Genomic DNA, 25,038 nt, shown 5'->3' with positions numbered 1-25,038 from the left:
GACGTAATCAGGGAGGCCGGCTCCGATTACGTCGCCGACAGCGTCATCCGACGGATGCCTGGCGACGGGTCCGCCTCGCACAGTGGAATCCGTATCCGCACCACTTGTTCGAAGGGCGTAATCACATGGTCGTAGTCGGACGTGGCCGCACGCGGCGGCGCGTTGTACGGACGGTTTCGGCGGTCGCGGCGGTTGTCGTCGCGGGGAGTGTGGCCGTTGCCTGCGCCGCCGAAACGGCATCCCAGGCAGGGCCCGGCGAGGATGCGCCGAAGCCGACGATCGTGCTGGAGCACGGCGCGTTCGCGGACGCGTCCAGTTGGGACGGTGTCATCGAGAAGCTGCGCAGCGACCACTATCCGGTTGTGGCCGCGGCGAATCCGCTCCGCGGGCCCGCCGCGGACGCCACCGGGTTGCGTGGGTTGATCCGCCATATCAACGGCCCGGTGATCTTGGTCGGGCACTCCTACGGCGGATCGGTCATCAGTGCGGCGGGCGCTGGGAACGATCAGGTCAAGGGCCTGGTCTATGTGGCGGCGTTCCTGCCGGCACCGGGGGAGACGGCTTTGGGGCTTACCAATCAGTTCCCGGGGTCCACCTTGCCCGGCATGCTCGATGCCGTGCCGGTCACGAATATCGACGGCAGCACCGGCACAGACCTCTACATTCAGCAGGACAAGTTCCGCGACCAGTTCGCCGCCGATGTCGCCTCGGACCGCGCGGCCCTGACGGCGGCCACGCAACGGCCGATCGCGCAGTCCGCGCTGGAAGAGCGGGCCACGGCGGCTGCTTGGACGGAGAAGCCCAGCTGGGATGTGATCACAACCGAGGACAAGAACATCCCGGTCGCGGCGCAGCGGTTCATGGCCGAACGCGCCCACGCCCACGTCACCGAGGTAGCCGCATCGCATTCCGTCGCGGTCTCCCACCCCGATGTGGTGGCCGGGGTGATCGAACAGGCTGCCCGTGACTCCCACTGAGCGAGGGTCCTCTTCGATCCGAACCCCCTTCGCGAGCATCGGGCGATGCGCAGCCAACCGGCCGAGTATGTCGTGGTGGTGTGCGATTTCACTCTATCTCATATCGTATGAAAACGATATAGTTGGGAAACCGTATTAGTTATCGATCGAGCGAGGCTCTGATGTACGTCGCCTATCTGACCGTCATGCTCGTCACCATCGCCGCCAACACCTTCTCCGGGGTCGCCGCCGTCACCCGATTCGCCCCGGTCATGGCCACGTTGGCGCCCGCGATGGAGACCGCCGGAATTCCCCAGTCGTGGCTCACGTTCCCGATCGGCACCTTGAAACTCGCGGGAGCTGCCGGGCTGCTGCTGGGTGTGCTCGGGGTGCCGTACGTGGGTACGGCCGCCGCGATCGGCTTGGTGCTCTACTTCGTCTGCGCGGCCTATACCCATATCCGGGTCGCCGACTATGCGCAGACCTTCTATCTGGCTGTGGGGTTGTTCCTGCCCTTGGCTGTCGCCTGCCTGGTATTGCAGCTCGCGGATCAGCGCATCTGAACAGGACGGATCGGCCGACGCGGACTCGAATTGGCGGACTAACCGTTCAGCAGGCCCTTGGCGATATGCGTCACCTGGATCTCGTTGCTGCCCGCGTAGATCATCAGCGACTTCGCGTCGCGGGCAAGCTGTTCCACCTTGTACTCGGCCATGTATCCGTTGCCGCCGAACAACTGGACCGCTTCCATGGCGACCTCGGTGGCGGCGCGGGAGGAGTAGAGCTTCATCGCGGACGCTTCGGCGAGGGAGACGGATTCGCCGGCGGCGGTGCGCTCGATGGCGTTGAAGACCATGTTCTGCACATTGATCCGGGCGATTTCCATTTCGGCGAGCTTGAGCTGGATGAGCTGGAAGTGGCCGATCTCCTTACCCCACAGGGTGCGCGATTTCGCGTAATCGACACAGAGCCGGTGACATTCGTTGATGATGCCCAGTGCCAGGGAGGCGATGCCGATGCGTTCGGCGGCGAAGGATTCCTTCGCGCTGTCCTTGCCGTCGCCCTTGGCGGGATTCTCGGTCTCGCCGAGCAGGCGGTCGGGCGTCAGGCGGACGTTGTCGAAGACCAGCTCGCCGGTGGGGGACGAATTCATGCCCATCTTCTTGAACGGCGCGCTCTGCACGAAACCGGGCATACCCCTGTCGAGGACGAAGGTCAGCACCTTGCGGTCGCGCCGGTCGGTGCCGTCCTCCTCGTCGAGTTTGGCGTAGACGACGGTCACGTCTGCGTACGGGCCGTTGGTGATGAAGGTTTTGCGGCCGTTGAGAATGTAGTCCTCGCCGTCGCGGCGCACATAGGACTTCATACCGCCGAATGCGTCGGAGCCGGAATCGGGTTCGGTGATCGCCCAGGCCCCGACCTTCTCGAACGTCACCAGCTCCGGCAGCCAGCGCTTCTTCTGCGCGAGAGTGCCGCGGCTGCGAATGGTGCCGACAGCCAGGCCCAGGCTCACGCCCATCGATGCGACCAGGCCGAGGCTCACTCCGGCCAGCTCGCTGTTGAGGATGACGCCCATACTGCCGGACCCGCTGAACCCGCCGGACTTCCCCGGTGTTCCGGCTTCCTCGCGAGCGAGGGATTTCGCCAGCCCCTCGCGCGCCATCTCGTCGAGACCGAAGGTGGCGTACAGCTTGCGGATGATGTCGAACGGTGGCAGCTCGCCGCTCTCGAGCCGGTCGACATGCGGTTCGATTTCCTTCTTGATGAAGCCGCGCACGGCGTCGCGAAGCATCAGATCTTCGTCGGACCACTTGTACATGTCGTCAACTCCCGAGGATGGCCGGAACGGTTCCCTCAAATATAGAACACGTTCTAATTCGGGACGGCTGCCGCGTCGGCTTCCCGGCGCGCTGCGCGCCATCGCGCGCCGGTGCACACTCTCCCCACGGCTGGTGCTCGACTCGGCCCGGCTTCGACGGTCCTCTGAGATGATTTCGCGGGCAACAGGTCTCATCCCTCGCGTGCGCAGTCACGTCGACAGTCGAAGGGTTCCGTGATGACGAACCGACCTGCTTTTCCCGATGCGAACGAACGTCCCCTCGATACCTGCCTACGCCTACGCAAGACCGCTCCGGTGGTCGAAGTCGACTTCCCGGGCGGGGTTCCGGCCTACCTCGCGCTCTCCCATCGGGCGGTCGAGGAGATCCTCGCCGGCGACAACAAGACCTTCGCCCGGGATCCGAAACACTGGCCCGCGCTCTACGACGGGTCGATCCCCGAGGACTGGCCGTTCCGGGCGATCGTGCAGGGTGATCATCTGTCGACCAAGGACGGCGCCGACCATCGGCGACTGCGCGGCCTGGTCGGCAAGGGTTTCACTCCGGCGCGGGTCCGGGCTCTGGAGCCGCGGATCCAGGCGATCATCGACGGCCTGCTCGACGGTATAGCCGCCGCTGGGGATCGGGTCGATCTGGTGCCGGCGTTCTGCGACGCGCTGCCGATGGCGGTGATCAGCGAGCTGTTCGGCGTACCCGAATCGGAGCGGGCGCAGCTGCGGCAGTGGACGCTGACCTCCCTGTCGCAAGAGATTTCGGCCGAGGAGGCGTTCTCGACGCAGGTGGCGCTGCGCGGCTATCTCTACGAGCTGGTCGAACGCAAACAACACGAGCCCGGGGATGATCTGACTTCCGATCTGGTCCGGGCACGCGACGAGGGCGACCGGCTCACCACGGACGAACTGGTCGCCATTCTGTGGCTGATGTTGATCGCCGGCCACGAAACCACCGTGTACCTGCTCGGGAATGCGGTCGTCGCTCTGGGCCGGCATCCCGATCAGCTGGCCTTGGTGCAGGCGGAGGATCGGTGGGCCGACGTGGTGGAGGAGACGCTGCGCTATCGGCACTCGGTGATGATGACGAGTTTCCGATTCACGCTGGCGGACGTGACGATCGACGGGGTTCCGATTCCGAAGGGGAACGCGGTCGGCGTCGTCTATCAAGCCACCGGAGTGGACACCGCGCAGCACGGGGAGACCGCCGACGAATTCGACATCACCCGCCCGCCGCGGCCGCATCTCGGATTCGGGCACGGACCGCGCTACTGCATCGGCGCACCGCTGGCCCGGCTGGAAGGACGTCTCGGGTTGTCGAGCCTGTATCGCCGGTTCCCCGATCTGACGCTGGCCGTCGATCCGGCCGAAATCCCTTATACCCCTTCGTTCTTCACGGTGGGTCCGCTGTCGGTGCCGGTTCGTCCGGGTCCTGATCGCGGCTGAACACGACAACGCCCGCGAGACCGGCAGAGGGTCTCGCGGGCGTTTCGGTCCGTGGTCAGCCGCGGACCATCTCGGTGTCCTCGACATCCTCGGAATCGAGGACGACCGCCTCCGACGAGGCCGAGCGATTGGGCAGTAGCACCGCCATCACGATCACGATCACCGCCAGGCCGGCGGATATCGCGAAGGCCAGCCGCATACCCGAAAGGTGGGCGACGAGCGGTTCGATCCCGCGGTCGGTGAGCGTGGTGGCGCGGGCGGTCATCACCGTGACCACCAGGGCGGTGCCGAAGGCCGCGGCTACCTGCTGCAGGGTGCCGAGCATCGAGCTGCCGTGCGAGTACAGATGCTGCGGCAGCGCGCCCAGGCCGAGGGTGAAGACCGGGGTGAAGGCCGCGGCCAGCGACACCATCAACAGAATGTGCAGTGCCAGCAGCTGCCAGTACGGCATGGTCAGCGAGATGCGGGTGAAACCGGCCAGGGCCGCGGTGATGCCGATCGCGCCGGGAATCACCAGCAGGCGCCCGCCGAAGCGGTCGAACAGCCGCCCGATCGTCGGGCCCAGCAGGCCCATCGCCAACCCGCCCGGCATCACCAGCAGACCGGTTTCCAGCGGCGAGAGCGATCGCAGGTTCTGCAGGTACAGCGGCAGCAGGATCATCGAGCCCATCATCGCCAGGAAGGCGACTGCCATCAGCACGAGCGCCTTGGTGTAGGTGCCGGACAACAGGATTCGCAGATCCAGCAGGGGAGAGCCGGTGCGCTGCAGGCGAATCTGCCGGGCCGCGAACACCGCGATGAAGGCCACACCGGCCGCAACGATCAGCGCCGGGATCACGATGTTGCCGACCTCGAACCGGCTGAGGCCGTAGACCAGGCTGCCGAAGCCCAGGGCCGCGAAAACGACACTGGCCCAATCGATCGCACCGCTCTGGGGCTCGCCGACGTTCTCCAGTTTGCGCAGGCCGAAGAAGGTCACGGCACCGGCGATGGGCAGCACCAGCAGGAAAAGCCAACGCCAGGAACCGATCTGGAGCACCAGGCCGGAGATGACCGGACCCATGGCGGGAGCGACCGAGATGGCGAGGGTGACGTTACCCATGACGCGGCCGCGGTCGTGTTCGGGGACCACGGTCATCAGGGTCGTCATGAGCAGCGGCATCATCACGGCGGTGCCGCCGGCCTGCACGACGCGCCCGACCAGCAGAATCGCGAACGACGGCGCCGCGGCCGACAAGAGGGTGCCGGCGAGGAAGACGCCCATCGCGAGCGCATAGGCGCGGCGGGTGGTGACGCGTTGCAGGAACCATCCGGTGACGGGGATGACGGCCGCCATCGTGAGCATGAACGCGGTCGACACCCACTGCGCGGACCGTTCGGTGACGTGCAGATCGGTCATCAGGCGGGGGATCGCGTTGATCATGATGGTCTCGTTGAGGATCACCACGAAGGTCGCGAGGACCAGCAGCCGGATCACCGCGGGGGTTCTTCGCCCGGCCGGGCGATGGACTGGTTCGGCGGGCATCTGTACCTCCGGGTGTCGCGAACGCAGAATGTCTGACCGACGCCGAGTCACCCCTGTAGTGCCTCGAACGTCACACCAGACCTGACGACCGTGACCCACTCAACTCATCGGTGCCGCGCAAGTATTCCGGTGGAGCGGGCAGGCGAGCACCCGATTTTCCGCCCCGACGTGCACTGATAGTCGCGAGAAACGGCTGCTCACCTGCGGCGGATCCGTGCGGTGCGGATCGGAGAGACGCTCGTCACAGTCGGTTCATCGCGGACTCGCGGGTCCGGTCGGACCGGCCGGCACCGCCACGGCCGCTCCGGTTCCGTCCGCCTCCGATGACGCGGAGATCGCCGCCTCCGAATCGTCACCGCGGCCGACCGCGGGGAGCGGACCGAGCAGTGCCCGCCCGGCCCGCCAGTTCTCCCACATGCGGGTGATGAGGATCGTGAACGCGGTGTACACACCGCCGAGCAGCACATCGAAGACCCAGTGCTCGCCGCCGTAGACGAGGGTGAAGCCCATCGCGCACGGATAGACCACCAGGATCGCGCGCAGCCACCACTGTCGCGTCAGCGGCCACAGCGTCGCGGCCACCAGCACCGAGAACGCCGTGTGGAGCGAGGGCACGGCCGCGACGTAGTTGCCGTGATCCTCGAGCCATTGCGCGCTCACATCGGGATCGACCACGCCGAGCCCGAAACCGGATATGCGGCGCACGTGTTCCGGGATGGCTCCTTCGCGCCCGGCGTACCAGGGCGGCGCCGCGGGCACCAGCACATAGGTGACCAGCGCCAGATACGACAGCAGCAGAATCCGGCGCATATACCGGACCCACAGCGGCCGGGAGTAGACGTAGAAGATCGCCGCGACGGCCCAGGGCAGGATGAAGTGGGTCGTGTAGACGACGCCGATGATCGGCGTCCACCAGGGCTGACCGTCGCCGGCCAGATGGTCCTGCAACCAGATAGTCGGCAGGGTGCCGCCGAACATCCAGCGGTCGATGTCGACGAGTTCGTGCATGCGCAGCGGCATGCCGAGTTTGTCGGCGAGGTCGCGGGTGTAGTCGTAGACCATGAGCGCCGCGATCAGCGGCAGCCAGTCGGTCAGCACCCGGATGTGCTGGCGCCAGGGCCGGTCGATGGTGAAGGCGAGAACCCCGCCGATCATCCACGCCGCCTCCTGGACGCGGCCACCGGGAAGTGCTCCGGTGATCAAGGCCACGGCCAGGGCCGCCAGGTAGGCGAACCGTACGGCGTAGCGGATCACCCGCCGTGGGACGGTCGGCTCCGCGATTTCGGTGGTCTCCGGATGTACACCGAGCATTCGGCCAGTGTGCCACTCCAGTTCACGGGCCGGACACGCTCATCCGGTTCGCGTGTCGCGCCGGACCGGCGATCCCGGACGACACACCGCCGCGCCGGCCTTGCTGGCAATGTGCTGTCGATCGGCGCAGAGGTTGCCGTGAATCGCGCCCGCACGGTGGTGAAGGCCGTTGGGCCGCAGTACGTTTCGAGCGTATACACCATAACGAAAGGTCGGGGCCGTGATCATCGCACTTCTCATCGCCGCACTCAGCACGGGCAGCGCCGCCGTGGCGACCGCCACCGGACTCGCGAGCATGTTCGCCGGTAACCTCTGAGCGGCGTTCCCCGGATACCCGGACCGAGGGGGGTCTCTCGGTAGAATCCGTCCCCGATGAGGTCTCACCGGGTCGGAGTGGGGAGGATGCGGCAGTGCTGGAGGTGTGGGGGCGTCGGGCCGCGGTCAGATATGCCGACGGGCGGATCACCACCACACCGCTGGGCGTCGACGACGATGTCGCCATGGATGTGCGGGTCTGCGATCTGCGCGACGCCTGCCTCGCCGAAGCCGACAGCGGTGACCTGCTGATCCTGCTGTATTTCCGGGCGCCGGACTATGTGATCAAAGGCGTTGCCACCCGTCGCAATCCGGCGACGATCTTCCTCGAACCCGAGGTGTTCACGCAGGCGGCCACACTCGTCCGCGCGATCGGCGACGATCTGCTCGAGATGCGGCGGATCGTGCGGCAGCGGCCGAATCTCGCTCCACCCCGGCCGGTTCCGGGGCACTACGGCCCGATCCGCCCCGATGTGTCGCGTGCGGCCGAGCGGATGCGCACCCCGGGACTGTGCGCGCGGGAGCTGGCGGCCCTGCACGCCTACGCCCGCCCGGACGAATACGTCCTCGAATGCGCGCCGTGCGGCCATCGCGGTGCGCCGGGACTGGTCGTGATCACCACCCTGCGGCTGCTGTTCGTCTCGGCCGGCGCGACCTACGAGTTCCCGGTGGCCGCACTGGATCGCACAGATGTCGCGGCGCCGCCCGGATCGGTGGCGACGCTGCGCATTTCGGACGGCAATACGGATCTGGAATTCGTCTCCACCGAGGCCGAGGATCTGCTGCGCGTCGACGGCGCCGTGCGGCTGGCCTGCGAGATCGAACATGTCGACGGCTCCATCGTGATGGCGCGCCCGTCCTCGCTGGACCTGTTCGGCGAATGGCAGTTGCTGGTGGAGCGGCGCAAACTCGGCATGGTCGACACCGAGCAGTTCAAGTGGGAGGGCGTCGGCATTCTGCGCGCGATGCCGCAGTAACCGCCTGTCAGTGGAACGGGGAGAGGCCGAAGACCGGCGCGCCCGGATGCAGCGCCACTCGCCGCCACGGACTCGACGGGCGCATCAGCAGCCCGCGGATCATCCAGCGGCGCTCGTCGACCTGCTCCTTGGCCGCGGCGAGGTCCTGGGTGGCCGCCCAGAAGATGGCGCCGGTGAGGAAGCCGGCCGCGAACTGCCGCCAATTGCGGTAGTGCTGCTGGGCTTTGGTGAGCGCGCGGCCCAGCAGCGTCCACGCCTCGTCCTCGTCCAGATATCCGGCGGTGTGCGCGGCCCGGGCGATGAACACGATGCGCGACAGGTCCCAGGCGGTGGCGTCGGTGTTCAGCGGTTGCGGCAGCCGGTCGACGATGCCGAATTTGATGGCCTGCAACCAGGCGTCGTAGTCGCGGTCGATGCCGTTGACCCCGCGATAGCCGCGCACCTCGGACACGGTGTGCAGGAATTCGCGGTGGCTGTCGGCGAGGCCGGTGCGGTCGACGCGGGTGGTGTCCTGAGCGGCCGCGATCGCCAGCGGGTGCACCATCGCGAACAGCGGTGCGTGCATCCCGCTCAGCAGCCGGCCGATGGTGTCGCGCGCATCCTCGGCGTTGTCGACGCCCCACGATTCGTGCAGGCCCTCGATGGTGGATTCGCGCCGGGTCTCCGAACTTCCGGGGTGTTCGGGCTGGAAGGCGACGGTGTCGTTGTAGGAGCTCCAGCTGCGGCCGTAGTACGCGCCGATGGCCAGCGCCCGGATGCGATCCTCGCCGATGGCGACACCCGACCACTTGTCCGAGCCGGGATCGAAATCCGAACTCGGAAATCCGCTGATGCGCGGCAGTCCGTGCGGTCCGGCGATGATCGTCACCACTGCACCCCCTCGCCCGTGAATACTGTCCGTGCGAGCCTACCGACCGGCCCTGCCGGTGCTCGCGAACCCATCGCGTACTTTCGAACCGAACCCCGGCCCGCGAAGGAGTAGGACATGCAGACCGTGACGTCGCAGGACGGCACCACCATCGCGTTCGACCGGATCGGTTCCGGCAGTGCGGGAACCGTCGTGCTGATCAGCGGCGCATTCGGTTATCGGCAGGTCCCCAACACCGTCGAGCTGGCGCGGGCGCTGGCCGAGAACTACGGCCTGCGCGTGCTCAACTACGACCGGCGCGGCCGCGGCGACAGCGCGGACTCCCCGGGTGTCTACGACAGTGCCAACGAGATCGCCGACATTCGTGCCCTGGTCGAGGCCGAGGGCGGCTCGGCCGCCCTGTTCGGCTGGGGTTCGGGCGCGATCCTGGCGCTGCTGGCCGCGCGCTCGGGCGCGATCACGGGGGTCACCGATGTCGTCGCCTTCGAACCGCCGTTCGTGGTCGACCCGAAGGATCACGTGCCGCCCAAGGACGCGGAGGAGAAATTGCGTGAGCGCATCGCGGCGGGCAAGCGTGGCGGTGCGGTCCGGTATTACATGACCAAGGTGATGGGCGTGCCGGGTCTGGTCGTCGCGGTGATGCGGATGTCGTCGGTGTGGAAGAAGCTGGTCGCCACCGCCGATTCGACGGCCCACGATTTCGCTGTGCTGAAACCGTTTTCGCGCGGCGAGACCATCCAGCCGGAGGATTGGGCCGCGCTCACCCAGCCGACGCTGCTGCTGATCGGCGATCGTTCCGCTCCGGCGCTCACCAAGGGAGCCAAGAAGATGGCCGAGGTGCTCCCGAATGCCGAATTGCGGGAGCTGCCCGGCGTGAGCAACGATCCGGTCGCCGCCGAACTCGCCCCGGCGATCGGTGAATTCCTCACGCGCGCACGGTGATCGGGCTCAGCACGACGTTCGCGATGGCCGGCTAGCGGATGCTGGCGGGGGCCCGGACGACCCGCCCGCCCAGCCGTTCGGTCACCTCGAAACCCTGTTCGCGGAACCAGCGCGCCAGAATCGGGACCGCCGAATCGTCGTCGCGGAAGGTGGGCACCAGCTGCGCGACGATATGCATGCCGTGCGCGTCGGCGGTCCGGCACAGATGGCGCAGCGTCGCGGTGCCCAGGCCCATCCGGCGCAGCGGTGGAATCACGTCGATGTGGTCGATTTTGATCGTGCTCGCATAGATTTCGAACTGGACCGCTGCCGGTCCCTGCTTCTCGGCCAGCGTCGCCGGATCCGCGGGCACCGGACGCACCTCGCCGGGCAGGTGGACGGTGAGCCGGCGCCGGGCCTGCTCGTCGGGCGCCATACGGACGGCTTGCACCACGCGCTCGGTGAGGTCGCTGACGGCCGAACGGTCCCCGTCGGCGGCGAGCGGCCGGATGTCGGTGGTCCGGCGGGCCGTCTCGCGCAGTGCGCGCACCCAGTGCGAGTCGGTCCTGCCGTAGACCTCGGTCAGCTGACCGATGGTGTGCTCGAGGCCGAAACAGCCGCCGAAGGTTCCGGTGTCGCCGCCCGACAGCACGCCCCACACATGGTCGTCGGCACCGACGCAATGGCGGGCCAGTTCGGCGCGGATCTCGTCGCGGCGGCGTTCGGCCTGATCGACCGCCGCGCCCGGCAGGATGCGCAGCCAGCGTTTCCATCCGTCGAGATTGGCGCGGATCCGGGTACCGGCGAGTTCGGCGCACGCCTGCTGGTAGTTGCTCCAGGCTTGCTCTCGCCGCTGGATCAGCTGCCGATCCGGGCGGGTGGCATCACCTTCCGCGGTCGGCGTGGTGTCGTCCATATTTATCTACGGTACGACGAAAGTGCAGCGTGACCGGGGTGTTGCAGAAACACCGGTGGTGTGTCGCCGTCACCGGGTCGCAGCTGGCGGACGGTGCGTCGAAGATTTACCGATCGATTGCGCCTGGCGTGTCGGCTCAGGACTCGGTGGGCACCTTGGTCCGCAGCGAACGCAGCGACGCGGGCAACAGCGGTTCCTGCGTCGTGGGCCGCGGTCCGGTCACGACGTACAGGGCGACCAGCAGCACGCTCAGCCACACATAGGTGTCGCCGACCAGATGCTGCCACGGCGTCCAGGCCAGTTCGCGGTTGTCGTCGCCGGGTTCCCAGTTCTGCGGGCCGATGGTGAACACGACCGCGGTCGCGATGATGATCGCGTACCAGATCATCGCCGTCCGTCGCGGCAGCCGAGTCGCCACACCGATGGCGGCCAGCAGGCCGGGCGCGATCCACACCCAGTGGTGCGACCACGAAATCGGCGAAACCAGCAGGGTGAAGACGGCATTGAAGGCCAGGGCCAGCGCCGGATCGGCGACCGCGCGCCGCATCGCCGCCACCACCAGGACCAGGAGCGCCAGACTCAGCAGCGCCCACAGGGCGGTGAAGGCCGGTTCGGGGACCTGGAAGCGCGACAGCACGCCCTGAATCGATTGATTGGTCCGGAAGGCCGAACCGCTGAGCCCGGAGACATTGCCCATACCGCCGAACCAGTACTTCACCGATTCGCGCGGCATCACGGCGAAGGCGATACCGCTCGCGACGGCACCGGTGATCGCCGCGGTGATCGCCGAGCGATAGTCACGCCGCACCAGGAAATAGAGGACGAACGCGGCCGGGGTCAGTTTGATCGCCGCGGCGATGCCGACCAGCATGCCGCGCGGCCAGCGGGTGCGTTTGGGCAGGCAGTCCGCCGCGACCAGCACCATCAGCAGCAGATTGACCTGTCCGAAGTCCAGCGTCGAATGCACCGGTTCCAGCAGCATGCCCAGTGGAATCGCGCAGGCGCTCGCCCACAGCACCACCTCGGTGCCGCCGCTGCCCCAGACCCGGCGTGCCACCAGATAGAGCGTGATCGCCAGCGCCAGTGTGGAAACCACGAAGAAACTGATCGCCGCGGCATTCCACGGCAGCAGCGCGAACGGGCCCAGCGCCACCGCGGCGAAGGGCGGATAGATGAACGGCAGGCTGATCCCGAGCGTGGTCTTCGGCAGACTGCCGTACATATCGGCGCCGTCCCACATCGCCTGCACGCCCAGGCGATAGACCTGGAGGTCGATGAATTCGCGCTTGATCGGCAGCAGCGGCCAGCTGGGCCGCAACAGCCAGAACACGCTCAGGGTGACCAGCAGTACCGGAACCAGCCAGACGAGCCGACCGATGCGGTGGGCTCCCGGCATGCGAGGCTCCGGCAGCGGCCGGGCGGGTGTGGAGACGCTAACCATCCGGGACGAGGTTACCGACTCCGGGCCCCGGAGCGAAGCTGGGGGCGAATTTCCACCGGACACACCGATAGCATGAATGCCGCTATGACGACTCTGCCCGAGCAGCCGGGAGACCGCTCGGCCGAGGCCCCGCTGCTGCTGACCACCGCGCCGCCACGCACCTTGTCCTTCGGGGACCAGGCCGCGTTCTGGGCCAATCTCGGGGTGAGCCTGATCGGCTTCACCGGCGCCTTCTACGTACTGTGGCCGGCCGGCCATCCTCAGTTGCCGGTCGCGGCGGCCGTGCTCGCCACCGCGGTGGGCACCGTGCTGGGCACCGCGATGGTGGCGGCCGCCGGCGCGGTCGGTGCGCGCACCGGCGCGCCCGCGATGGCGAACTTCCGCGGACTGTTCGGCACCCGGCTGTCCTACGTGCCGACCGTCGCCAACATCGTGCAGTGCATCGGCTGGGGCGTGTTCGAGCTGACCGTGATCGCGGGCGGGGTCGCGGCCCTCACCCACGGGAAGCTGCCGCACATCGCGGTGATCATCGGTGCCGGTGTGCTGTGTACCGCGATGGCGATCTGGCCGTTGAACGTGCTGCACATTCTGCGCAAGTACGTGACGGCCGCGGTGGCCGTGGCCATGGGCTGGTTCACGATTCAGTTCCTGCGCCAACCGCTGCCGCCGGTGACGGGCACCTCGTGGAGCGGATTCTTCCCGGGCGTCGACACGGCGCTGGCGGTGGCGGTGTCGTTCGTGCCGCTGGCCGCCGACTACACCCGGCACGCCCGCGGCGTCCGCGCCGCCACCGGCGCCACGATGGTCGGCTATTCGATCGCGCAGACCTGGTGTTATCTGCTCGGCATCGTCGCGCTGCTGCAAGCCGGTGGCGATCCGGACCGGATCTTCGACACCTTCCTCGGCGTCGCGGCCGGATGGCTGTTCTTCGCGGTGCTCGTGCTGCGGGAATCGGATCAGTCGTTCGCCAATGTGTACTCCACCGCGATGTCGCTGCAGAATCTGTTGCCGCGCGTGGATCGGCGCATCCTGGCCGCGGCGGTGGGTGCGCTCGCGACCGCGCTGGCGATGGGCGTGCGGGACTTCACCGGATTCTCGAATTTCCTGCTGCTGATCGGCTCGGTGTTCGTACCGCTGTGCGCGGTGCTGGTGGTCGACTACTTCTTCGGCCGCGGCCGCCGCGGGTGGGATCTGTCCGAAACCGCTCCGGCCCGTCCGCTCCTGCTGCTGCCGTGGTTGCTGGGCTTCGTCGTGTACCAGGTGCTCAATCCGGGGTCGGTGGATTGGTGGGCGACGATCTGGCTGCGGGTACAGGACATGGTCGGTGTGCACCCGGGCTGGTGGTCCTCCGCGTCGCTGTATTCGTTCCTGGCCGCGGCCGCGTGCACCGGTGGGCTGGCCCGTCTGGAGCGTGTGCCCGACCGGGCCGAGCCGGAGCGAACGTCCTGAGCTGGGCGGCGGCGTGACCTCCCGGCCCGCGGGACCCGCCGCGGGTTCGGACGAACCCGCGAGGGCGGGAGACGAGTCCGCGGCGGAGCAGGTCTTCGCGATGGGTGAAAGTGGGCTCGTCGCACCGGCCTTCTCGCCGCTGACTCCCGGCGAACTGGGAGACCTGTTCGCGGAGTCTGGCGCGACACCCGTGATCGAATGGCGCAGCCGGCGTCCGCTGTCGTCCACGGCCCGGGTGCGGCTGGGCGACGGAACACGGGTCGTGGTGAAGCGGATGCCGTCGGCGCTGCGTGATCCCGCGACGCTCGCGCCCGAGCATGCGTTCATGAATCACCTTCGCGCACAAGGCATTCCGATCCCGCGGGTGCGGGCGGCGGAGCACGGCGAGTTCACCTACGAAATTCAGGAACTCGGGGCGGGCGAGGACCGGTACCGCGACGACTTCTCGTGGAGTCCCTATCACTCGGTGGCCGAGGCGACCGCGGCCGGGGCGATGCTCGCGCGCCTGCATCTCGCCGCGGTGGGATTCGACGCGCCGGAGCGCCCGCCGCATCCGCTGCTGGCCGGGCTGTGCACCGATCCGGACGTCGCCGTCGACCGTTACGTCGCCGCCCGTCCGGTGGTCGGCCGTTTCCTGAGCGGGCAACACCGGGATGCGGCGCGGGCGGGACTGTCGCCGGCTCGGCCGCGCTCGACGGGTGCCGCTCGTCTTTCCGGATCCGAGCTGGCCGCCGCGGTCGCGACGCTGCCCGTGCTGTGGACCCACAACGACTGGCACGGCACGAATCTGCTCTGGTCGGACGGCGGAATCGCCACCGTCCTGGATTTCGGTCTCGCGAATCGGACCGTCGCCGTTTTCGATATCGCCACCGCGATCGAACGCTTCGCGATCGACTGGCTCTCGGTCGCGGCGGGCGGCCCGGCCCGCGTGCAGGCCGCTCAGCTCGCCGCGTTCCTGCGAGGTTACGGCGAGATCCGGCCGCTGCACCGGGTCGAGCGCGAGGTCCTGCCGGACCTCTTCCCACTCGTGCACATCGTCTACGAATTGTCCGAAATCGATTACTTTCTTACGATTCCGCCTCGTCGGCAGGTGCGCAATGCCCGGATCGCTTACCGTAACTACTTTCTCGGTCGCTCGGTTTGGGCCGCATCGGCCGAGGGCAAGGCCTTCACGACCATGTTGCGACGACTGACTGCCGAGTGCTGTTAGGTTGCTGTCTGCGGGTCACGGGGGAACGGTGACAACGGAGGAGACGGGTGTGGCTGAGCCGACGCCAACGCAGGACACGGCCGGATCGGTGCCGAACCCCCGGTGGGGTGGACTGCTACGAACCAAATCGGTCGAACAATCGATCCGGGATACCGATGAACCCGATTCCAAACTCCGCAAGGATCTGACCGCCTGGGATCTCACCGTCTTCGGCGTCGCCGTGGTCGTCGGCGCGGGCATCTTCACGCTGACCGCCCGCACGGCCGGCAATGTGGCGGGGCCGTCGGTCTCGCTGGCCTTCGTCTTCGCCGCCATCGCCTGCGGTCTCACCGCACTGTGTTACGCCGAATTCGCCTCCACCGTCCCGGTCGCGGGCAGTGCCTACACCTTCTCGTACGCGACCTTCGGTGAGCTGGCGGCATGGATCATCGGCTGGGACCTGATCCTCGAATTCGCCCTCGCCGCATCGGTTGTCGCGAAGGGCTGGTCGCAGTATCTGGGCGAGGTGATGGGCTCGCGCTCACCGATAGTGCATATCGGCTCCGTCGAATTCGATTGGGGCGCAGCCCTGTTGATCGTCATCCTGATGGTGCTGCTCGCGATCGGCACCAAGGTGTCCTCGCGAGTGTCGGCGATCGCGGTCGCGATCAAACTGGCGGTGATCGCGGTCGTCATCGTGGTCGGGCTGACCTATTTCAAACCCTCCAACCTGAAGCCGTACATCCCGCCGTCGCAGCCGAGCGATGCCGGTGAGGGCCTGCACCAGTCGCTGTTCTCCTGGCTGACCGGGGCCGGCAACAGCACCTTCGGCTGGTACGGGCTGCTGGCCGCGGCGAGCCTGGTGTTCTTCGCGTTCATCGGCTTCGACGTCGTGGCCACCACCGCGGAGGAGACCAAGAATCCGCAGCGCAACGTGCCGCGCGGCATTCTGGGTTCGCTGCTGATCGTGACCATCCTCTACGTCGCGGTCACCATCGTGCTGACCGGCATGGTGCCCTACACCGCCCTGTCCGGGAACGATGCGACCCTCGCCACCGCCTTCGGCCTGCACGGGGTGACCTGGGCGAAGAACATCATCTCCGTCGGTGCGCTGGCCGGTCTGACGACGGTGGTGATGGTTCTCTACCTGGGCCAGACCCGGGTGCTGTTCGCGATGGCGCGCGACGGGCTGCTTCCGCGCCGCCTGGCCCGCACCAGCCGTTTCGGCACACCGGTGACGCTCACCGTCGGTGTGGGTGTGGTGTGTGCCGTGCTGGCCGGATTCGTCCAGTTCGGCACGCTGGAGGAAATGGTCAACATCGGCACGCTGTTCGCCTTCGTGCTGGTGTCGATCGGCGTGCTGATCCTGCGGCGCACCCGCCCCGATCTGCCGCGCGGATTCCGGGTTCCGCTGGTGCCGCTGATTCCGATTCTCGGCGTGCTCGCGTGCCTGTGGCTGATGCTGAATCTGTCGGTGGAGACCTGGCTGCGATTCCTGATCTGGATGGTGATCGGGCTGGTCGTCTACTTCACCTACGGTGTGCGGCATTCGGTGCTGCGGTCGACACCGGTCTCCGGCGCTCCCGCGCCGGCGTCCGAGGGCCACGGGGCGGAAGGCTGAGTGTCCGCATACGCCGCCACGGCCAGGGCGCGGGCTTGATCGAGCTGATCGATCACCACCTCCCACGCCGGGTGCCCGGTGTCCGGCGCGTGCAGCAGATCGCGATGGATGCGCAGCAGCGTGCGGGTGGCCTCGGCGGTGTGTGCGGCCGCCTGTAGCGCCGGGGCCGAGGGCACGGTGGTGAAATGCAGGCCGGCGATCCGATGGGCGAGCCAGTACGCCTCGAAATGTGCCTGCGCACACTGCTCTTCGCGGTGTTCTCGATCCTCGGTGGCGTCGGTGACGGTGCCCGGCCCGGCGGCGCGGGCCCGCTCCTCGAGTGCGGTGAGATCGGGGGCGCCGGTCAGGGAGTGCCGCAGATCATCGCCCATCAGGCGGTACAGCAAACCGGCGAGCAGGGCATGTTCGACCCCGGCCGAATCGGTTCCGGACATTTCCGAAATACGGGCCTGCTCGGCGGCTTCGTCGGTATCGGCGTGCAGTACCGCCAGCGCGGCCCGCAATTGCGCAGTGGTAGCCATCGCGACACAGGCTACCTCCTAGCAAACGTTTTGCCCATACCGTCCGGCGAATGATCCGCGACCTCGGCCACCGGCGGTCCCTCGGCGTCGCGATAGGTGCGCGCCACCAGCGCGGCCCGCAGATACCAGAGGCCGCTCGGTTGCGAGGGGTCCAGCCCGGTGAGTTGTCCGATCCTTTTGAGCCGATAGTCGACGGTGTTGGTGTGCACCTGCAACTGCCGGGCGGTGCGGCGGCGGGAGAGCCCGGTGGCCATATGCCGCCGTAGCGTCTCGAGCAGATCCGGGTGGTCGTCGAGCGGATCCAGCAGCGTGCCCAGTCGCTCCAAACCCGGCCCGGGACGGGTCAATTGGTATTCCATCGCCAGATCCGCGAACCGGTACAGGCCGGGCGGGCTGGCCAGCCGCAGCACCGTGTCGAGCAGTTCGTGCACGCGGTCGGCGGCCGCGGAGATCTGCTCGGTGGGCGTCGCGAGCGCGGTGGCGGTGAGTCCGACCTGGGCCGCCTCCGACAGTCCGGCGATCAGCTCGCCGAGTTCGTCCTCGCCGAACATCGCCTCCGGGACGAGGATCGTGCCGCCGTCCACACTGAGCAACGACAGCACCCGTCCACCCCCGCGATTGGCCAGGGCGGTCTGCAACCGGCGCAGTTTTCGGCGCGCCACCACTTTCCCGTCCACGTTCGGATGGGATTCGTCGGGGTGCGGCGGAATGCTCATCGCCACCACGACATACGCCGGTTCGATCTCGATCCCGCTCGCGCGGGCCATGGTCGAGGTGGGGTGCCCGGCCAGCAGTGCCGAGACCAGCGTGTGCACCGCGGTGTGGTGTTCGGTGACCGCGGCCTGATGTTCGCGCACGTAGGCGAGCGCTACCGCCGGGGTGATGGTGTCGAGAATCCGCAACAGCAGCTGCGCCGGATTCTCGGGCCGCTGCTTCGGATCGGTCTGGGTGAGCAGCAGATCGAAGGCCAGCCGGAAACCCTCGTGCACCGCGTGGTGCACGGTGTCGATCGGGATACCCTCGCGTGCCCAGTTCGCGGCCGCGCGCTGCAGGCGCCCGACCTTCTCGTCCGGTTCGCGGCCCTCGAGGATGTCGACGGTCAGTTCCAGGCAGACCCTGGTCACCGCGGTGATGTCGCCGTGCAGGGCGTCACCGGGCAGTGTGGAGCAGGGTGCTACGTGTTCGGCGAAATGCCCGACCAGTTGGCGGGAGAGCACCCGGACGTCGTGGCGGGGGCGGGCGTTCATCGTCGTACTACCTTCTCACTGCTCAGGATGTGACCGGCCGGCCGGGCGCCGGACGCAATCGATGGGCGACCAGCGCCGCGGACAGCAATCGTGATCCGTTCGGCTCGCTCGGGTCGGCGCCGGTCAGTTCGCCGATACGGCGCAGCCGATAACTGAACGTGTTGGGGTGGATGTGGATTTCGGCGGCGGCCGCCTTGCGATCGGAGCCGTGGCGCAGATGAGCGTCGAGCGTCTCCATGAGATGCGGTGCCTGGCGTAACGGTTCGATCCGCTCGGCCAGGCGGTCGCGAGCCACGCCGGGCCGCGTGAGCTGATACTCCAGCAGCAGGTCGTCGAGCCGGTACACCCCGGTCGGCCGCCCGGACATGTGCGCCAGCTGGGCCACTTCCGCGGCCTGGTGTGCCGCTTCCGGCACGGATTCTCGCCTGGTGCACGGGGTTTCGGCGACGAGGACATCGGTGCCGAACTGTTCGGCGAGTTCGGTGGCCAACTCCGCGCCGGCGCTCTCCGGCCACTCGCGAACGCCGGGGAGCAGCACGATCGCGGTGTCCCCGTCGAAGGTATGCAGTGCGGTCGGTCCGACCACCCGATCCAGAACGCGTTGCAGGATGCGGATGCGACGGCGGACAACGAGATTCGCGGCGGCGGCCGGTTGCGGGTCCGTGCGCACCTGCACGGCGAGCACCGAATACTGTTCGGCCAGTGCGGTATCGGCGCGCGCCGCCTGCTCCTCGGCCGGCTGTCCGCCCACCAGCGCCGCGCACAGGGCGCGCCTGGCCTCCCGTTCCGGATGGTAGATCGAGTGCTCGACCGCCGCATACCCCTCGACCGTGATCAGATTGATGTGCATGAGCAATTCGAGTGCGCGCGAACCGAACTCGATCAGCTGGTCCACATCCGCGGGCCCACTCACCGCCACCGCCTCCCGCAGCACCTGCTGGCCGGAGCGGTGCACGGCCTCCATCAGCAGCGGCAGGGGCAGCCGGTCCTCCGCATGCCGCTCGATCACGGGTTGCACGAAGGTGGCGACCTCCGCACGGGGGAATTCTCGCTGCTGCGCGATGGAGTGCAGGAAAGCGTGCGCACATCCGTAGATGGCCGGAAGCACCTCGGCGAAATGATCCGCGGGCAGATCGGCGGCCGATGCGGAGATACCCAGGCCGGAGGCCAGGACGCGTTCGGCGAACTGCGGCAGTCGGTCGAGCATGCGCGCGGCGAGACTCGGGGGTGCGGAATTGACGGCAACCGGCATGCGCCGATTGTCGCGGGCGACATGGGCCGCGGCAAGAGGTCGCGGCACCGCGACAAGAATTCGTTTCCCGCGACAAATCCCGCCGCCGGATCTGTGTATCCGAGTGCAGTGACTTTCCCGTCGATGCCGATGACGCTGGAATCGGGCCGCCGAGAACGATTCCGGTGTGCCGGCAGGGAAGGTAGCAATGAAGCTTCGATATCGAATCCCAGCGCTCGCCGCGCTGATCTGCGCGGCCGTCATCGGATCAGGAACCGCGACCGCGGCGCCGCCGGACGCCACGGAAACTCAGCTGGCCGAACTGATCGCCGCGGGCCTGCATCCCGCCGCGGACGGCGATGTGCCGCAGCCGATCCTGGACACCGGCAGCAGCCCCGGTTCCGGCGGCCGGGCCGCCAGCCACGCGAGCGAAACGGTGGGGGAGGGCCCCGAAATGACCTCCTACCTGGCCGCTTTCGGATACGGGCTCACTCATCCGGATGCCGCCCCGCCGGGCACGAACCGCTGGGATTGTGTGCCGAGCGCCGACCATCCGAAACCGATCGTGCTGGTGCACGGTACCTGGCTCAACGCCTACGACAGTTTCGCCTATCTGGCCCCGAAACTCGTTCGGACGGGCTTTTGTGTTTTCGCTTTCAATTACGGACGGTCCGGTCTGCTCGACGGCGGTGGTCTCGGCGCGGTACTTCCCGGCCGTTATGCGGTCGGGCCGATCGAGGATTCGGCACGGCAACTGGCGGCCTTCGTCGACCGGGTGCGCGCTACCACACATTCCGACCGCGTCGACATCGTCGCGCATTCCCAGGGGGCGCCGGTAGCCGATCAATATCTGAAATTCGACGGCGGCGCCGAAAAGGTCGGGCAGCTGGTCAGTTTCGGCGGGACCCATCACGGAACGACATTGCTGGGCATGGCCACGCTGGGCCGGATCATCACGAATCTGGGTATCGATATTCTCGGTTTCTACCGTCCGCTGATCGGCCCGGCGAATATTCAGCAGGCCGTCGGCTCGCCGTTTCTGAACCAGCTCAACTCCGCCGGCGACACGGTGCCCGGTGTGGCGTACACCGTGGTGGCCTCCCGCTACGACGAGGTGATGAATCCGGTGGAGTTGGCGTATCTGCGGGCCGGGCCGGATGCCACGGTGAACGACATCACCCTGCAGGACGGCTGCGAGCAGGACCTGTCCGATCACCTGACGATGATGTACTCCCCGCGGGCGCTCTCGATCGCCCTGCACGCGCTCGATCCGCAGCGATATCCGACGCTGAGCTGCAGCTTCACCCCGTGGTTCGTCGGCGGCGGGGGCGGACTGTGAGCGGCCGGCGGCCGCTGCCGCCGCGGCCGGACGCCGATCCCTTCCATCGCGCGCCGGAAGGGTTCGAAGCGCAGCCGGCGGGCGCCATCCTGCGCAGCCGGGTGGTGGAGCTGGCGGCCTTCGGTATTGTCCCGCTGCGGATTTCGGCCTGGCAGCTGCTCTATCGCACCAGCGATCTGAACGGCACGCCCGAGGCGGCGGTCACCACGGTGCTGCTGCCCCGCGACTGCGCGCCCGGGCGGCCGCTGGTCTCGTTTCACTGCGCGATCGATGCCGTTGCACCGCAGTGTTTTCCGTCCTACGCGCTGCGACGCGGCGTCCGCGCGATCGGCGCGATCCCGCAGCTCGAACTGCCGTTGATCGCGGCGGCGCTGGATCGGGGCTGGGTGGTGTCGGTGCCCGATCACGGTGGTACCGAGGGCAGATTCGGGGTGGCGCGAGAGCCGGGGCACCGCGCGCTGGACGGCATCCGAGCGGCGCTGAATTTCGTTCCGCTGGGCTTGAATTCGCGCACGCCGATCGCCCTGTGGGGCTACTCCGGGGGTGGCCTGGCCACTGCCTGGGCGGCCGAACTCGCGGAAACCCATGCGCCCGAACTGAATATCGTCGGCGCCGTGGCCGGCTCGCCGGTGGGAGACCCCGGAGCGGCGTTCGAGCGCCTGAACGGCACGGTGTTCGCCGGATTCGCCATGGTCTTCACCGCGGGGCTGCGCCGGGGCTATCCGGAGCTGGATACCGCGCTGCGGGCGGCCCTGCAGCCCCGCTATCTGGCGATGCTGGCCGAAGCCGAAGTGTCGGCGACCCTTCCGCTGCTGGCCCGCCTCGCCCGCCGTGATGCCGGGCGCTACGCCGCGGGCGGTCTGCCCGGCCTGCTGGACACCGCCGAATTGCGCGCGGTACTCGCCGACATCCTGCCCGGTCGCAGGGCGCCGCGCATGCCGATGCTGATCGTGCAGGGCGTCCACGACGAGGTGATCGCCGTCGAGGATGTGGACGCTCTCGTGCGGCGCTACGAAGCGGCGGGAGCGGATATCGGCTATCCGCGCGATCGGCTCAGCGCACATCTGCCGCTGGAATTCCTGGCCGTCCCGGTGATGATCGACTGGCTCGCCGACCGATTCGCCGGACGGCCGACGACTCCCGGGACACGCACGGTGTGGTCGGTGGCGGTGACCCGGCGCGCGCTGGCGGGGCACCTCCGGCTGGCCGCCTCGAGTGTGCGGCTGCTGACCGGACGCCGAATCCGGGGTGCGTCGCCGAAGGACATCGGCGCCGGTGTCGATGCCGGTGCGGCGCGCTCCCCGCACGCTTCGATCGCCGAGAGCGCCCGGTCACGCGCATGATCGCCGGTGGACCGGTCAGTTGACCTGGAACCGCAGGTAGTGGCCGCTTTCGTGAATGCGGTGTGTCCGGCTGCGGGCGAGGCGCCGGTGCGGTTCAATTGGTTCTGTTTGACGAGTTGTCACTGCATGCTCTGCGCTCCAACCGGCATCACCTCAGTACCGGCATCACCTCAGCATCCGAGAGGACAACGAACGTGAGCATGGTTCTCGCCGTACACGATATGTACACCACCGTGCTGGCTCAGGTCGGCAACCCCACGCCGGAAACTCCGCCGGCCGCGGACAAACTGATGAAGCTGGTCCGCTACTTCACCTGGTTCGTCCTGCTGTCCGGCGTCACCGCCATCACCTACGGCGGCGGCCGCTTCGCCTGGGAGAAGTGGAGCGGCGGCGGGCTGGAGTCGCCGAAGATGGTGGCCGGCGCGATGATCGGCGGTGGTGTCGCGACCAGTGCGGGCACCATCATGAACGCCGTCATCGGTAGCTGACCGATCCACCCACGCGGGCGTGCCGGATATCCGGCACACCCGCATGCGTGTGGTTTCCGGGCTCGTGCGCGAGCCGCGGTCGACACCGTGCGAGCCGGTCGGCCCGTGCACGCAACGGTGCGACCGCGGTCGATCAGCTCTGCCCGAGCATCCCGCGCATCTGCTGAATTTCGGCCTGCTGCGCGGTGAGGATGTTGTGCGCCAGCGCCTTCGCGTCGGCGTTCGTGCCGTCGGCGATCTCGGTATTCGCCATATCGACCGCACCCTGATGGTGCGCGATCATCATCTGCAGCCACATCCGGTCGAAGTCGGCGCCGGACGCGTCCCGCAGCTGCGTCATCTGCTCCGGCGTCATCACGCCGTCCATCGGATGGTTCATGGTCGCCTGCGGCGCGGGCTTGCCGAAACTGCGCAGCAGCGCGGCGAACTGCTCCATCTCCGGGGCCTGCGCCTTCTCCACGTTCGCGGCGAGGGTGATCAATTCCTGATTCTGCGACCGGCCGGGGACCAGCTTCGCCATCTCCACCGCCTGCGCATGATGGGGGTACATCATCGTCAGGAAGCTGACGTCGGCGTCGTTGGCATCGGTGCGGGTCGCGGTGGACGGTGCGCCGGTGTGATTCATCCCGGGCATATCGGCCATCGGCGAATGCGACGACGAGGCCGGTGCGGAGGTGTTCGAACTGCCGGAGTCGTCGCTGCCGCAACCGGCGACGATCAGGGCGGCAGCGGCGAGGGCGGCGGTCGACAGCATGCGGATACGAGAAGTGAACATGAGTGTGCTCCTGGGGAATTGCGATGGGGATAAACCTGGCGGGCCGGTATCCGCGCGCGTTCGCACGCCGATCCGGTGGACCGGTCAGATCCGCAGAATCGCCAATTCGGCCAGGGAGAGCACGGTCCACGGAGGTGGTCGCGTGCGGCGGCGCAGCCCGAGGCGCGCGAGGCGAGCGGCGCCGAGAATCCGATCGGCGCCGAGCCAGGCGATCACCGCCGGCCCGAGGGCCAGCGCGAGGGTCACCAGCACGAAAACGCAGGCGTGCATACCGGCGTGGGTGGTGCAGCCGTCACAGTCGGAACCGTCGGCCACCGTGGGGGTGCGCATCGGCGCGGCCTGCGATCGGTCCGCGGAAGGGGCTTTCTCGTTTCGGACGGCCGCCGCCGCGACTCCTCCGGACGCTGTGGCCGCCGATAAGTGGCTGCCGTGCGGGATCGGCGAAATGCCCGGGGCGGCAAGCGTATTCACGGCAGCAGGCGATGACACGGCCGGCTCGATGGCGGCGCCCATCGCGTGCCCGGTGGAGAAGACCACCGCGTGCATGACGGCGACGCCGATCAGCAGGGTCAGCACACCGAGCGCCCGGACGAATCCGGGCGCGCGACGGAGGCGACCCACTGTGAGCACGGCCCCAGTCTACGCACGGATCACCTACCCCCGGGCGGTATGGGTGGCGGCGATCACCCGGTGGCGATGTCGATCACCAGCCGTACGGGCCGGTACAGCGCGGTCACCGAGAACGGCGGCCGATCCGCGTTCACGCCGATGAACGATTGCGTCGTGCCCTCGTAATCCTGGGCGCCGTAGACCCCGGCGATACCCGGCGCGCTCGGATCGGTGGCCGGGTCCGGGCCGCTGTAGGGCGTCACCCCGCTGTCCCACGGGTAGGCGGTGCCCACGATCTGGACCTCGAGAATGGAGGTGCCGGCGATCTGCAGTTGCCGGCCGCTGCCGTTCTGTACCGCGCGATCGGTGTAGCGCACAGTCCATCCGGGCGCCCCGCCGGTGCCGCCGAACTGGTACACCACCCGGTCGAAACCGTCGTGGTGGCCGATGCGCACATCGGTCACGGTGAGCCGGGTGTCGGGGGCCGGGGTGGCCTGCTGCGGTGAGGTGCCCGAGGGCGGCGCCTGGCTCGGCTCGGGCGCCGCCGTCACGGCCCCGGTCGTGGGCGGCATCGGCGTTCGGCCGGTCTGATTCGAGCCGCCGTCCGAGCAACCCGCCAGCAGTACGAGTCCGGCGACCACCGTCAATGCCAGCCTGTTACGCATGGGGCCGATGGTATGCCGTCGGGCGCCAGGGGCCGTGGTGACGACACGGCAACGGTC

23 protein-coding genes are annotated in these 25,038 nt (G+C 68.1%); 11 read left to right on the top strand and 12 right to left on the bottom strand.

Annotated features, from left to right (window positions below):
- Positions 1–209 precede the first annotated feature (209 nt).
- Positions 210–977 carry an alpha/beta fold hydrolase gene (locus NMI01S_RS09025; RefSeq protein WP_245716780.1) on the top strand — a complete coding sequence of 256 codons (768 nt, stop codon included), beginning with the start codon at positions 210–212 and terminating at the stop codon, positions 975–977.
- Between the two features lie 161 nt (positions 978–1,138).
- Positions 1,139–1,519 (top strand): DoxX family protein, encoded by a 381-nt coding sequence (locus NMI01S_RS09020; RefSeq protein ID WP_062995476.1) that lies wholly within the window; start codon positions 1,139–1,141, stop codon positions 1,517–1,519.
- Between the two features lie 38 nt (positions 1,520–1,557).
- Here the strand turns inward: NMI01S_RS09020 and NMI01S_RS09015 are convergent, their stop codons facing one another.
- Positions 1,558–2,775 carry an acyl-CoA dehydrogenase family protein gene (locus tag NMI01S_RS09015; protein ID WP_062995475.1) on the bottom strand — a complete coding sequence of 406 codons (1,218 nt, stop codon included), beginning with the start codon at positions 2,773–2,775 and terminating at the stop codon, positions 1,558–1,560.
- Positions 2,776–3,012: 237 nt separating this feature from the next.
- Between NMI01S_RS09015 and NMI01S_RS09010 the strand changes: the two genes are divergently transcribed.
- Positions 3,013–4,230: a cytochrome P450 family protein gene (locus NMI01S_RS09010; protein WP_084512769.1), complete on the top strand. Its 1,218-nt coding sequence runs from the start codon at positions 3,013–3,015 to the stop codon at positions 4,228–4,230.
- Positions 4,231–4,285: 55 nt separating this feature from the next.
- On the opposite strand, the gene NMI01S_RS09005 is transcribed toward NMI01S_RS09010, so the two are convergent.
- On the bottom strand, positions 4,286–5,755 hold the full coding sequence (locus NMI01S_RS09005) for an MDR family MFS transporter (protein WP_062995473.1): 1,470 nt from the start codon (positions 5,753–5,755) through the stop codon (positions 4,286–4,288).
- Positions 5,756–6,007: 252 nt separating this feature from the next.
- Positions 6,008–7,066: a phosphatase PAP2 family protein gene (locus tag NMI01S_RS09000; protein WP_084512768.1), complete on the bottom strand. Its 1,059-nt coding sequence runs from the start codon at positions 7,064–7,066 to the stop codon at positions 6,008–6,010.
- Positions 7,067–7,476: 410 nt separating this feature from the next.
- Between NMI01S_RS09000 and NMI01S_RS08995 the strand changes: the two genes are divergently transcribed.
- Positions 7,477–8,358, top strand: coding sequence for a hypothetical protein (locus NMI01S_RS08995; RefSeq protein ID WP_062995472.1), 882 nt, complete (start codon positions 7,477–7,479; stop codon positions 8,356–8,358).
- Between the two features lie 7 nt (positions 8,359–8,365).
- Here the strand turns inward: NMI01S_RS08995 and NMI01S_RS08990 are convergent, their stop codons facing one another.
- Positions 8,366–9,226, bottom strand: coding sequence for a DUF1266 domain-containing protein (locus NMI01S_RS08990; protein ID WP_167669884.1), 861 nt, complete (start codon positions 9,224–9,226; stop codon positions 8,366–8,368).
- Between the two features lie 117 nt (positions 9,227–9,343).
- On the opposite strand from NMI01S_RS08990, the gene NMI01S_RS08985 reads away from it, so the two are divergent.
- Positions 9,344–10,168 carry an alpha/beta fold hydrolase gene (locus NMI01S_RS08985; protein ID WP_062995470.1) on the top strand — a complete coding sequence of 275 codons (825 nt, stop codon included), beginning with the start codon at positions 9,344–9,346 and terminating at the stop codon, positions 10,166–10,168.
- A gap of 31 nt (positions 10,169–10,199) precedes the next feature.
- Here the strand turns inward: NMI01S_RS08985 and NMI01S_RS08980 are convergent, their stop codons facing one another.
- Positions 10,200–11,063, bottom strand: coding sequence for an N-acetyltransferase (locus tag NMI01S_RS08980; RefSeq protein WP_062995469.1), 864 nt, complete (start codon positions 11,061–11,063; stop codon positions 10,200–10,202).
- 136 nt (positions 11,064–11,199) lie between these two features.
- Entirely contained in the window at positions 11,200–12,459 is a 1,260-nt protein-coding gene (locus tag NMI01S_RS08975) for a glycosyltransferase 87 family protein (RefSeq protein ID WP_062995468.1), read from the bottom strand.
- Positions 12,460–12,588: 129 nt separating this feature from the next.
- Here NMI01S_RS08975 and NMI01S_RS08970 point away from each other — a divergent pair, with 129 nt between their 5' ends.
- The 3 genes from NMI01S_RS08970 (at position 12,589) to NMI01S_RS08960 (ending at position 16,763) form a co-directional block, all read left to right on the top strand.
- On the top strand, positions 12,589–13,953 hold the full coding sequence (locus tag NMI01S_RS08970; protein ID WP_063920680.1) for a purine-cytosine permease family protein: 1,365 nt from the start codon (positions 12,589–12,591) through the stop codon (positions 13,951–13,953).
- A 13-nt stretch (positions 13,954–13,966) separates the two neighbouring features.
- Positions 13,967–15,163, top strand: a complete 1,197-nt coding sequence (locus NMI01S_RS08965) for a phosphotransferase enzyme family protein (protein WP_157126100.1) — start codon at positions 13,967–13,969, stop codon at positions 15,161–15,163.
- 88 nt (positions 15,164–15,251) lie between these two features.
- Positions 15,252–16,763, top strand: a complete 1,512-nt coding sequence (locus NMI01S_RS08960; RefSeq protein WP_062995465.1) for an amino acid permease — start codon at positions 15,252–15,254, stop codon at positions 16,761–16,763.
- On the opposite strand, the gene NMI01S_RS08955 is transcribed toward NMI01S_RS08960, so the two are convergent.
- The 3 genes from NMI01S_RS08955 to NMI01S_RS08945 are packed head-to-tail and all read right to left on the bottom strand — an operon-like array spanning position 16,676 to position 19,783.
- Positions 16,676–17,284 (bottom strand): hypothetical protein, encoded by a 609-nt coding sequence (locus tag NMI01S_RS08955; protein WP_062995464.1) that lies wholly within the window; start codon positions 17,282–17,284, stop codon positions 16,676–16,678. The two genes, NMI01S_RS08960 and NMI01S_RS08955, sit on opposite strands and share 88 nt — an antisense overlap.
- An 11-nt stretch (positions 17,285–17,295) precedes the next feature.
- A complete protein-coding gene (locus NMI01S_RS08950) occupies positions 17,296–18,531 on the bottom strand; it encodes a PucR family transcriptional regulator (protein WP_062995463.1) in 1,236 nt (411 codons plus the stop codon).
- Positions 18,532–18,553: 22 nt separating this feature from the next.
- Positions 18,554–19,783 carry a PucR family transcriptional regulator gene (locus NMI01S_RS08945; protein WP_062995462.1) on the bottom strand — a complete coding sequence of 410 codons (1,230 nt, stop codon included), beginning with the start codon at positions 19,781–19,783 and terminating at the stop codon, positions 18,554–18,556.
- Between the two features lie 187 nt (positions 19,784–19,970).
- Between NMI01S_RS08945 and NMI01S_RS08940 the strand changes: the two genes are divergently transcribed.
- The 3 genes from NMI01S_RS08940 to NMI01S_RS08930 all read left to right on the top strand — a co-directional run bounded on the left by NMI01S_RS08940 (position 19,971) and on the right by NMI01S_RS08930 (position 22,932).
- The gene (locus NMI01S_RS08940; protein ID WP_062995461.1) at positions 19,971–21,101 is read left to right on the top strand and encodes an esterase/lipase family protein; all 1,131 of its coding nucleotides are present in this window, start codon (positions 19,971–19,973) and stop codon (positions 21,099–21,101) included.
- On the top strand, positions 21,098–22,444 hold the full coding sequence (locus NMI01S_RS08935) for a lipase family protein (RefSeq protein WP_063920679.1): 1,347 nt from the start codon (positions 21,098–21,100) through the stop codon (positions 22,442–22,444). Before NMI01S_RS08940 ends, NMI01S_RS08935 begins: the two co-directional genes overlap by 4 nt.
- A 200-nt stretch (positions 22,445–22,644) precedes the next feature.
- The gene (locus tag NMI01S_RS08930) at positions 22,645–22,932 is read left to right on the top strand and encodes a hypothetical protein (protein WP_062995460.1); all 288 of its coding nucleotides are present in this window, start codon (positions 22,645–22,647) and stop codon (positions 22,930–22,932) included.
- 133 nt (positions 22,933–23,065) lie between these two features.
- Here NMI01S_RS08930 and NMI01S_RS08925 read toward each other — a convergent pair whose 3' ends face one another.
- The 3 genes from NMI01S_RS08925 to NMI01S_RS08915 all read right to left on the bottom strand — a co-directional run bounded on the left by NMI01S_RS08925 (position 23,066) and on the right by NMI01S_RS08915 (position 24,981).
- Entirely contained in the window at positions 23,066–23,707 is a 642-nt protein-coding gene (locus NMI01S_RS08925; protein WP_062995459.1) for a DUF305 domain-containing protein, read from the bottom strand.
- A gap of 84 nt (positions 23,708–23,791) precedes the next feature.
- Positions 23,792–24,337: a DUF6153 family protein gene (locus NMI01S_RS08920; RefSeq protein WP_157126099.1), complete on the bottom strand. Its 546-nt coding sequence runs from the start codon at positions 24,335–24,337 to the stop codon at positions 23,792–23,794.
- Between the two features lie 53 nt (positions 24,338–24,390).
- Complete coding sequence (locus NMI01S_RS08915; RefSeq protein WP_062995457.1) at positions 24,391–24,981, bottom strand: AMIN-like domain-containing (lipo)protein; 591 nt, start codon at positions 24,979–24,981, stop codon at positions 24,391–24,393.
- Positions 24,982–25,038 lie beyond the last annotated feature (57 nt).

It is taken from the genome of Nocardia mikamii NBRC 108933 (assembly GCF_001613505.1).
In the GTDB taxonomy this organism is placed as follows: domain Bacteria; phylum Actinomycetota; class Actinomycetes; order Mycobacteriales; family Mycobacteriaceae; genus Nocardia; species Nocardia mikamii.
This window is presented reverse-complemented; position numbering and strand designations above follow the sequence as displayed.

Excerpts from the sequence above, each read along its gene's own strand:
- NMI01S_RS08980 (WP_062995469.1), bottom strand. The coding sequence starts at position 11,063 with ATGGACGACACCACGCCGACCGCGGAAGGTGATGCCACCCGCCCGGAT.
- NMI01S_RS09000 (WP_084512768.1), bottom strand. The coding sequence starts at position 7,066 with ATGCTCGGTGTACATCCGGAGACCACCGAAATCGCGGAGCCGACCGTC.
- NMI01S_RS09010 (WP_084512769.1), top strand. The coding sequence starts at position 3,013 with ATGACGAACCGACCTGCTTTTCCCGATGCGAACGAACGTCCCCTCGAT.
- NMI01S_RS08955 (WP_062995464.1), bottom strand. The coding sequence starts at position 17,284 with ATGGCTACCACTGCGCAATTGCGGGCCGCGCTGGCGGTACTGCACGCC.
- NMI01S_RS08915 (WP_062995457.1), bottom strand. The coding sequence starts at position 24,981 with ATGCGTAACAGGCTGGCATTGACGGTGGTCGCCGGACTCGTACTGCTG.
- NMI01S_RS08930 (WP_062995460.1), top strand. The coding sequence starts at position 22,645 with ATGGTTCTCGCCGTACACGATATGTACACCACCGTGCTGGCTCAGGTC.
- NMI01S_RS09015 (WP_062995475.1), bottom strand. The coding sequence starts at position 2,775 with ATGTACAAGTGGTCCGACGAAGATCTGATGCTTCGCGACGCCGTGCGC.
- NMI01S_RS08975 (WP_062995468.1), bottom strand. The coding sequence starts at position 12,459 with ATGCCGGGAGCCCACCGCATCGGTCGGCTCGTCTGGCTGGTTCCGGTA.
- NMI01S_RS08925 (WP_062995459.1), bottom strand. The coding sequence starts at position 23,707 with ATGTTCACTTCTCGTATCCGCATGCTGTCGACCGCCGCCCTCGCCGCT.
- NMI01S_RS08945 (WP_062995462.1), bottom strand. The coding sequence starts at position 19,783 with ATGCCGGTTGCCGTCAATTCCGCACCCCCGAGTCTCGCCGCGCGCATG.
- NMI01S_RS08940 (WP_062995461.1), top strand. The coding sequence starts at position 19,971 with ATGAAGCTTCGATATCGAATCCCAGCGCTCGCCGCGCTGATCTGCGCG.
- NMI01S_RS09005 (WP_062995473.1), bottom strand. The coding sequence starts at position 5,755 with ATGCCCGCCGAACCAGTCCATCGCCCGGCCGGGCGAAGAACCCCCGCG.
- NMI01S_RS09020 (WP_062995476.1), top strand. The coding sequence starts at position 1,139 with ATGTACGTCGCCTATCTGACCGTCATGCTCGTCACCATCGCCGCCAAC.
- NMI01S_RS08985 (WP_062995470.1), top strand. The coding sequence starts at position 9,344 with ATGCAGACCGTGACGTCGCAGGACGGCACCACCATCGCGTTCGACCGG.
- NMI01S_RS08950 (WP_062995463.1), bottom strand. The coding sequence starts at position 18,531 with ATGAACGCCCGCCCCCGCCACGACGTCCGGGTGCTCTCCCGCCAACTG.
- NMI01S_RS08970 (WP_063920680.1), top strand. The coding sequence starts at position 12,589 with ATGACGACTCTGCCCGAGCAGCCGGGAGACCGCTCGGCCGAGGCCCCG.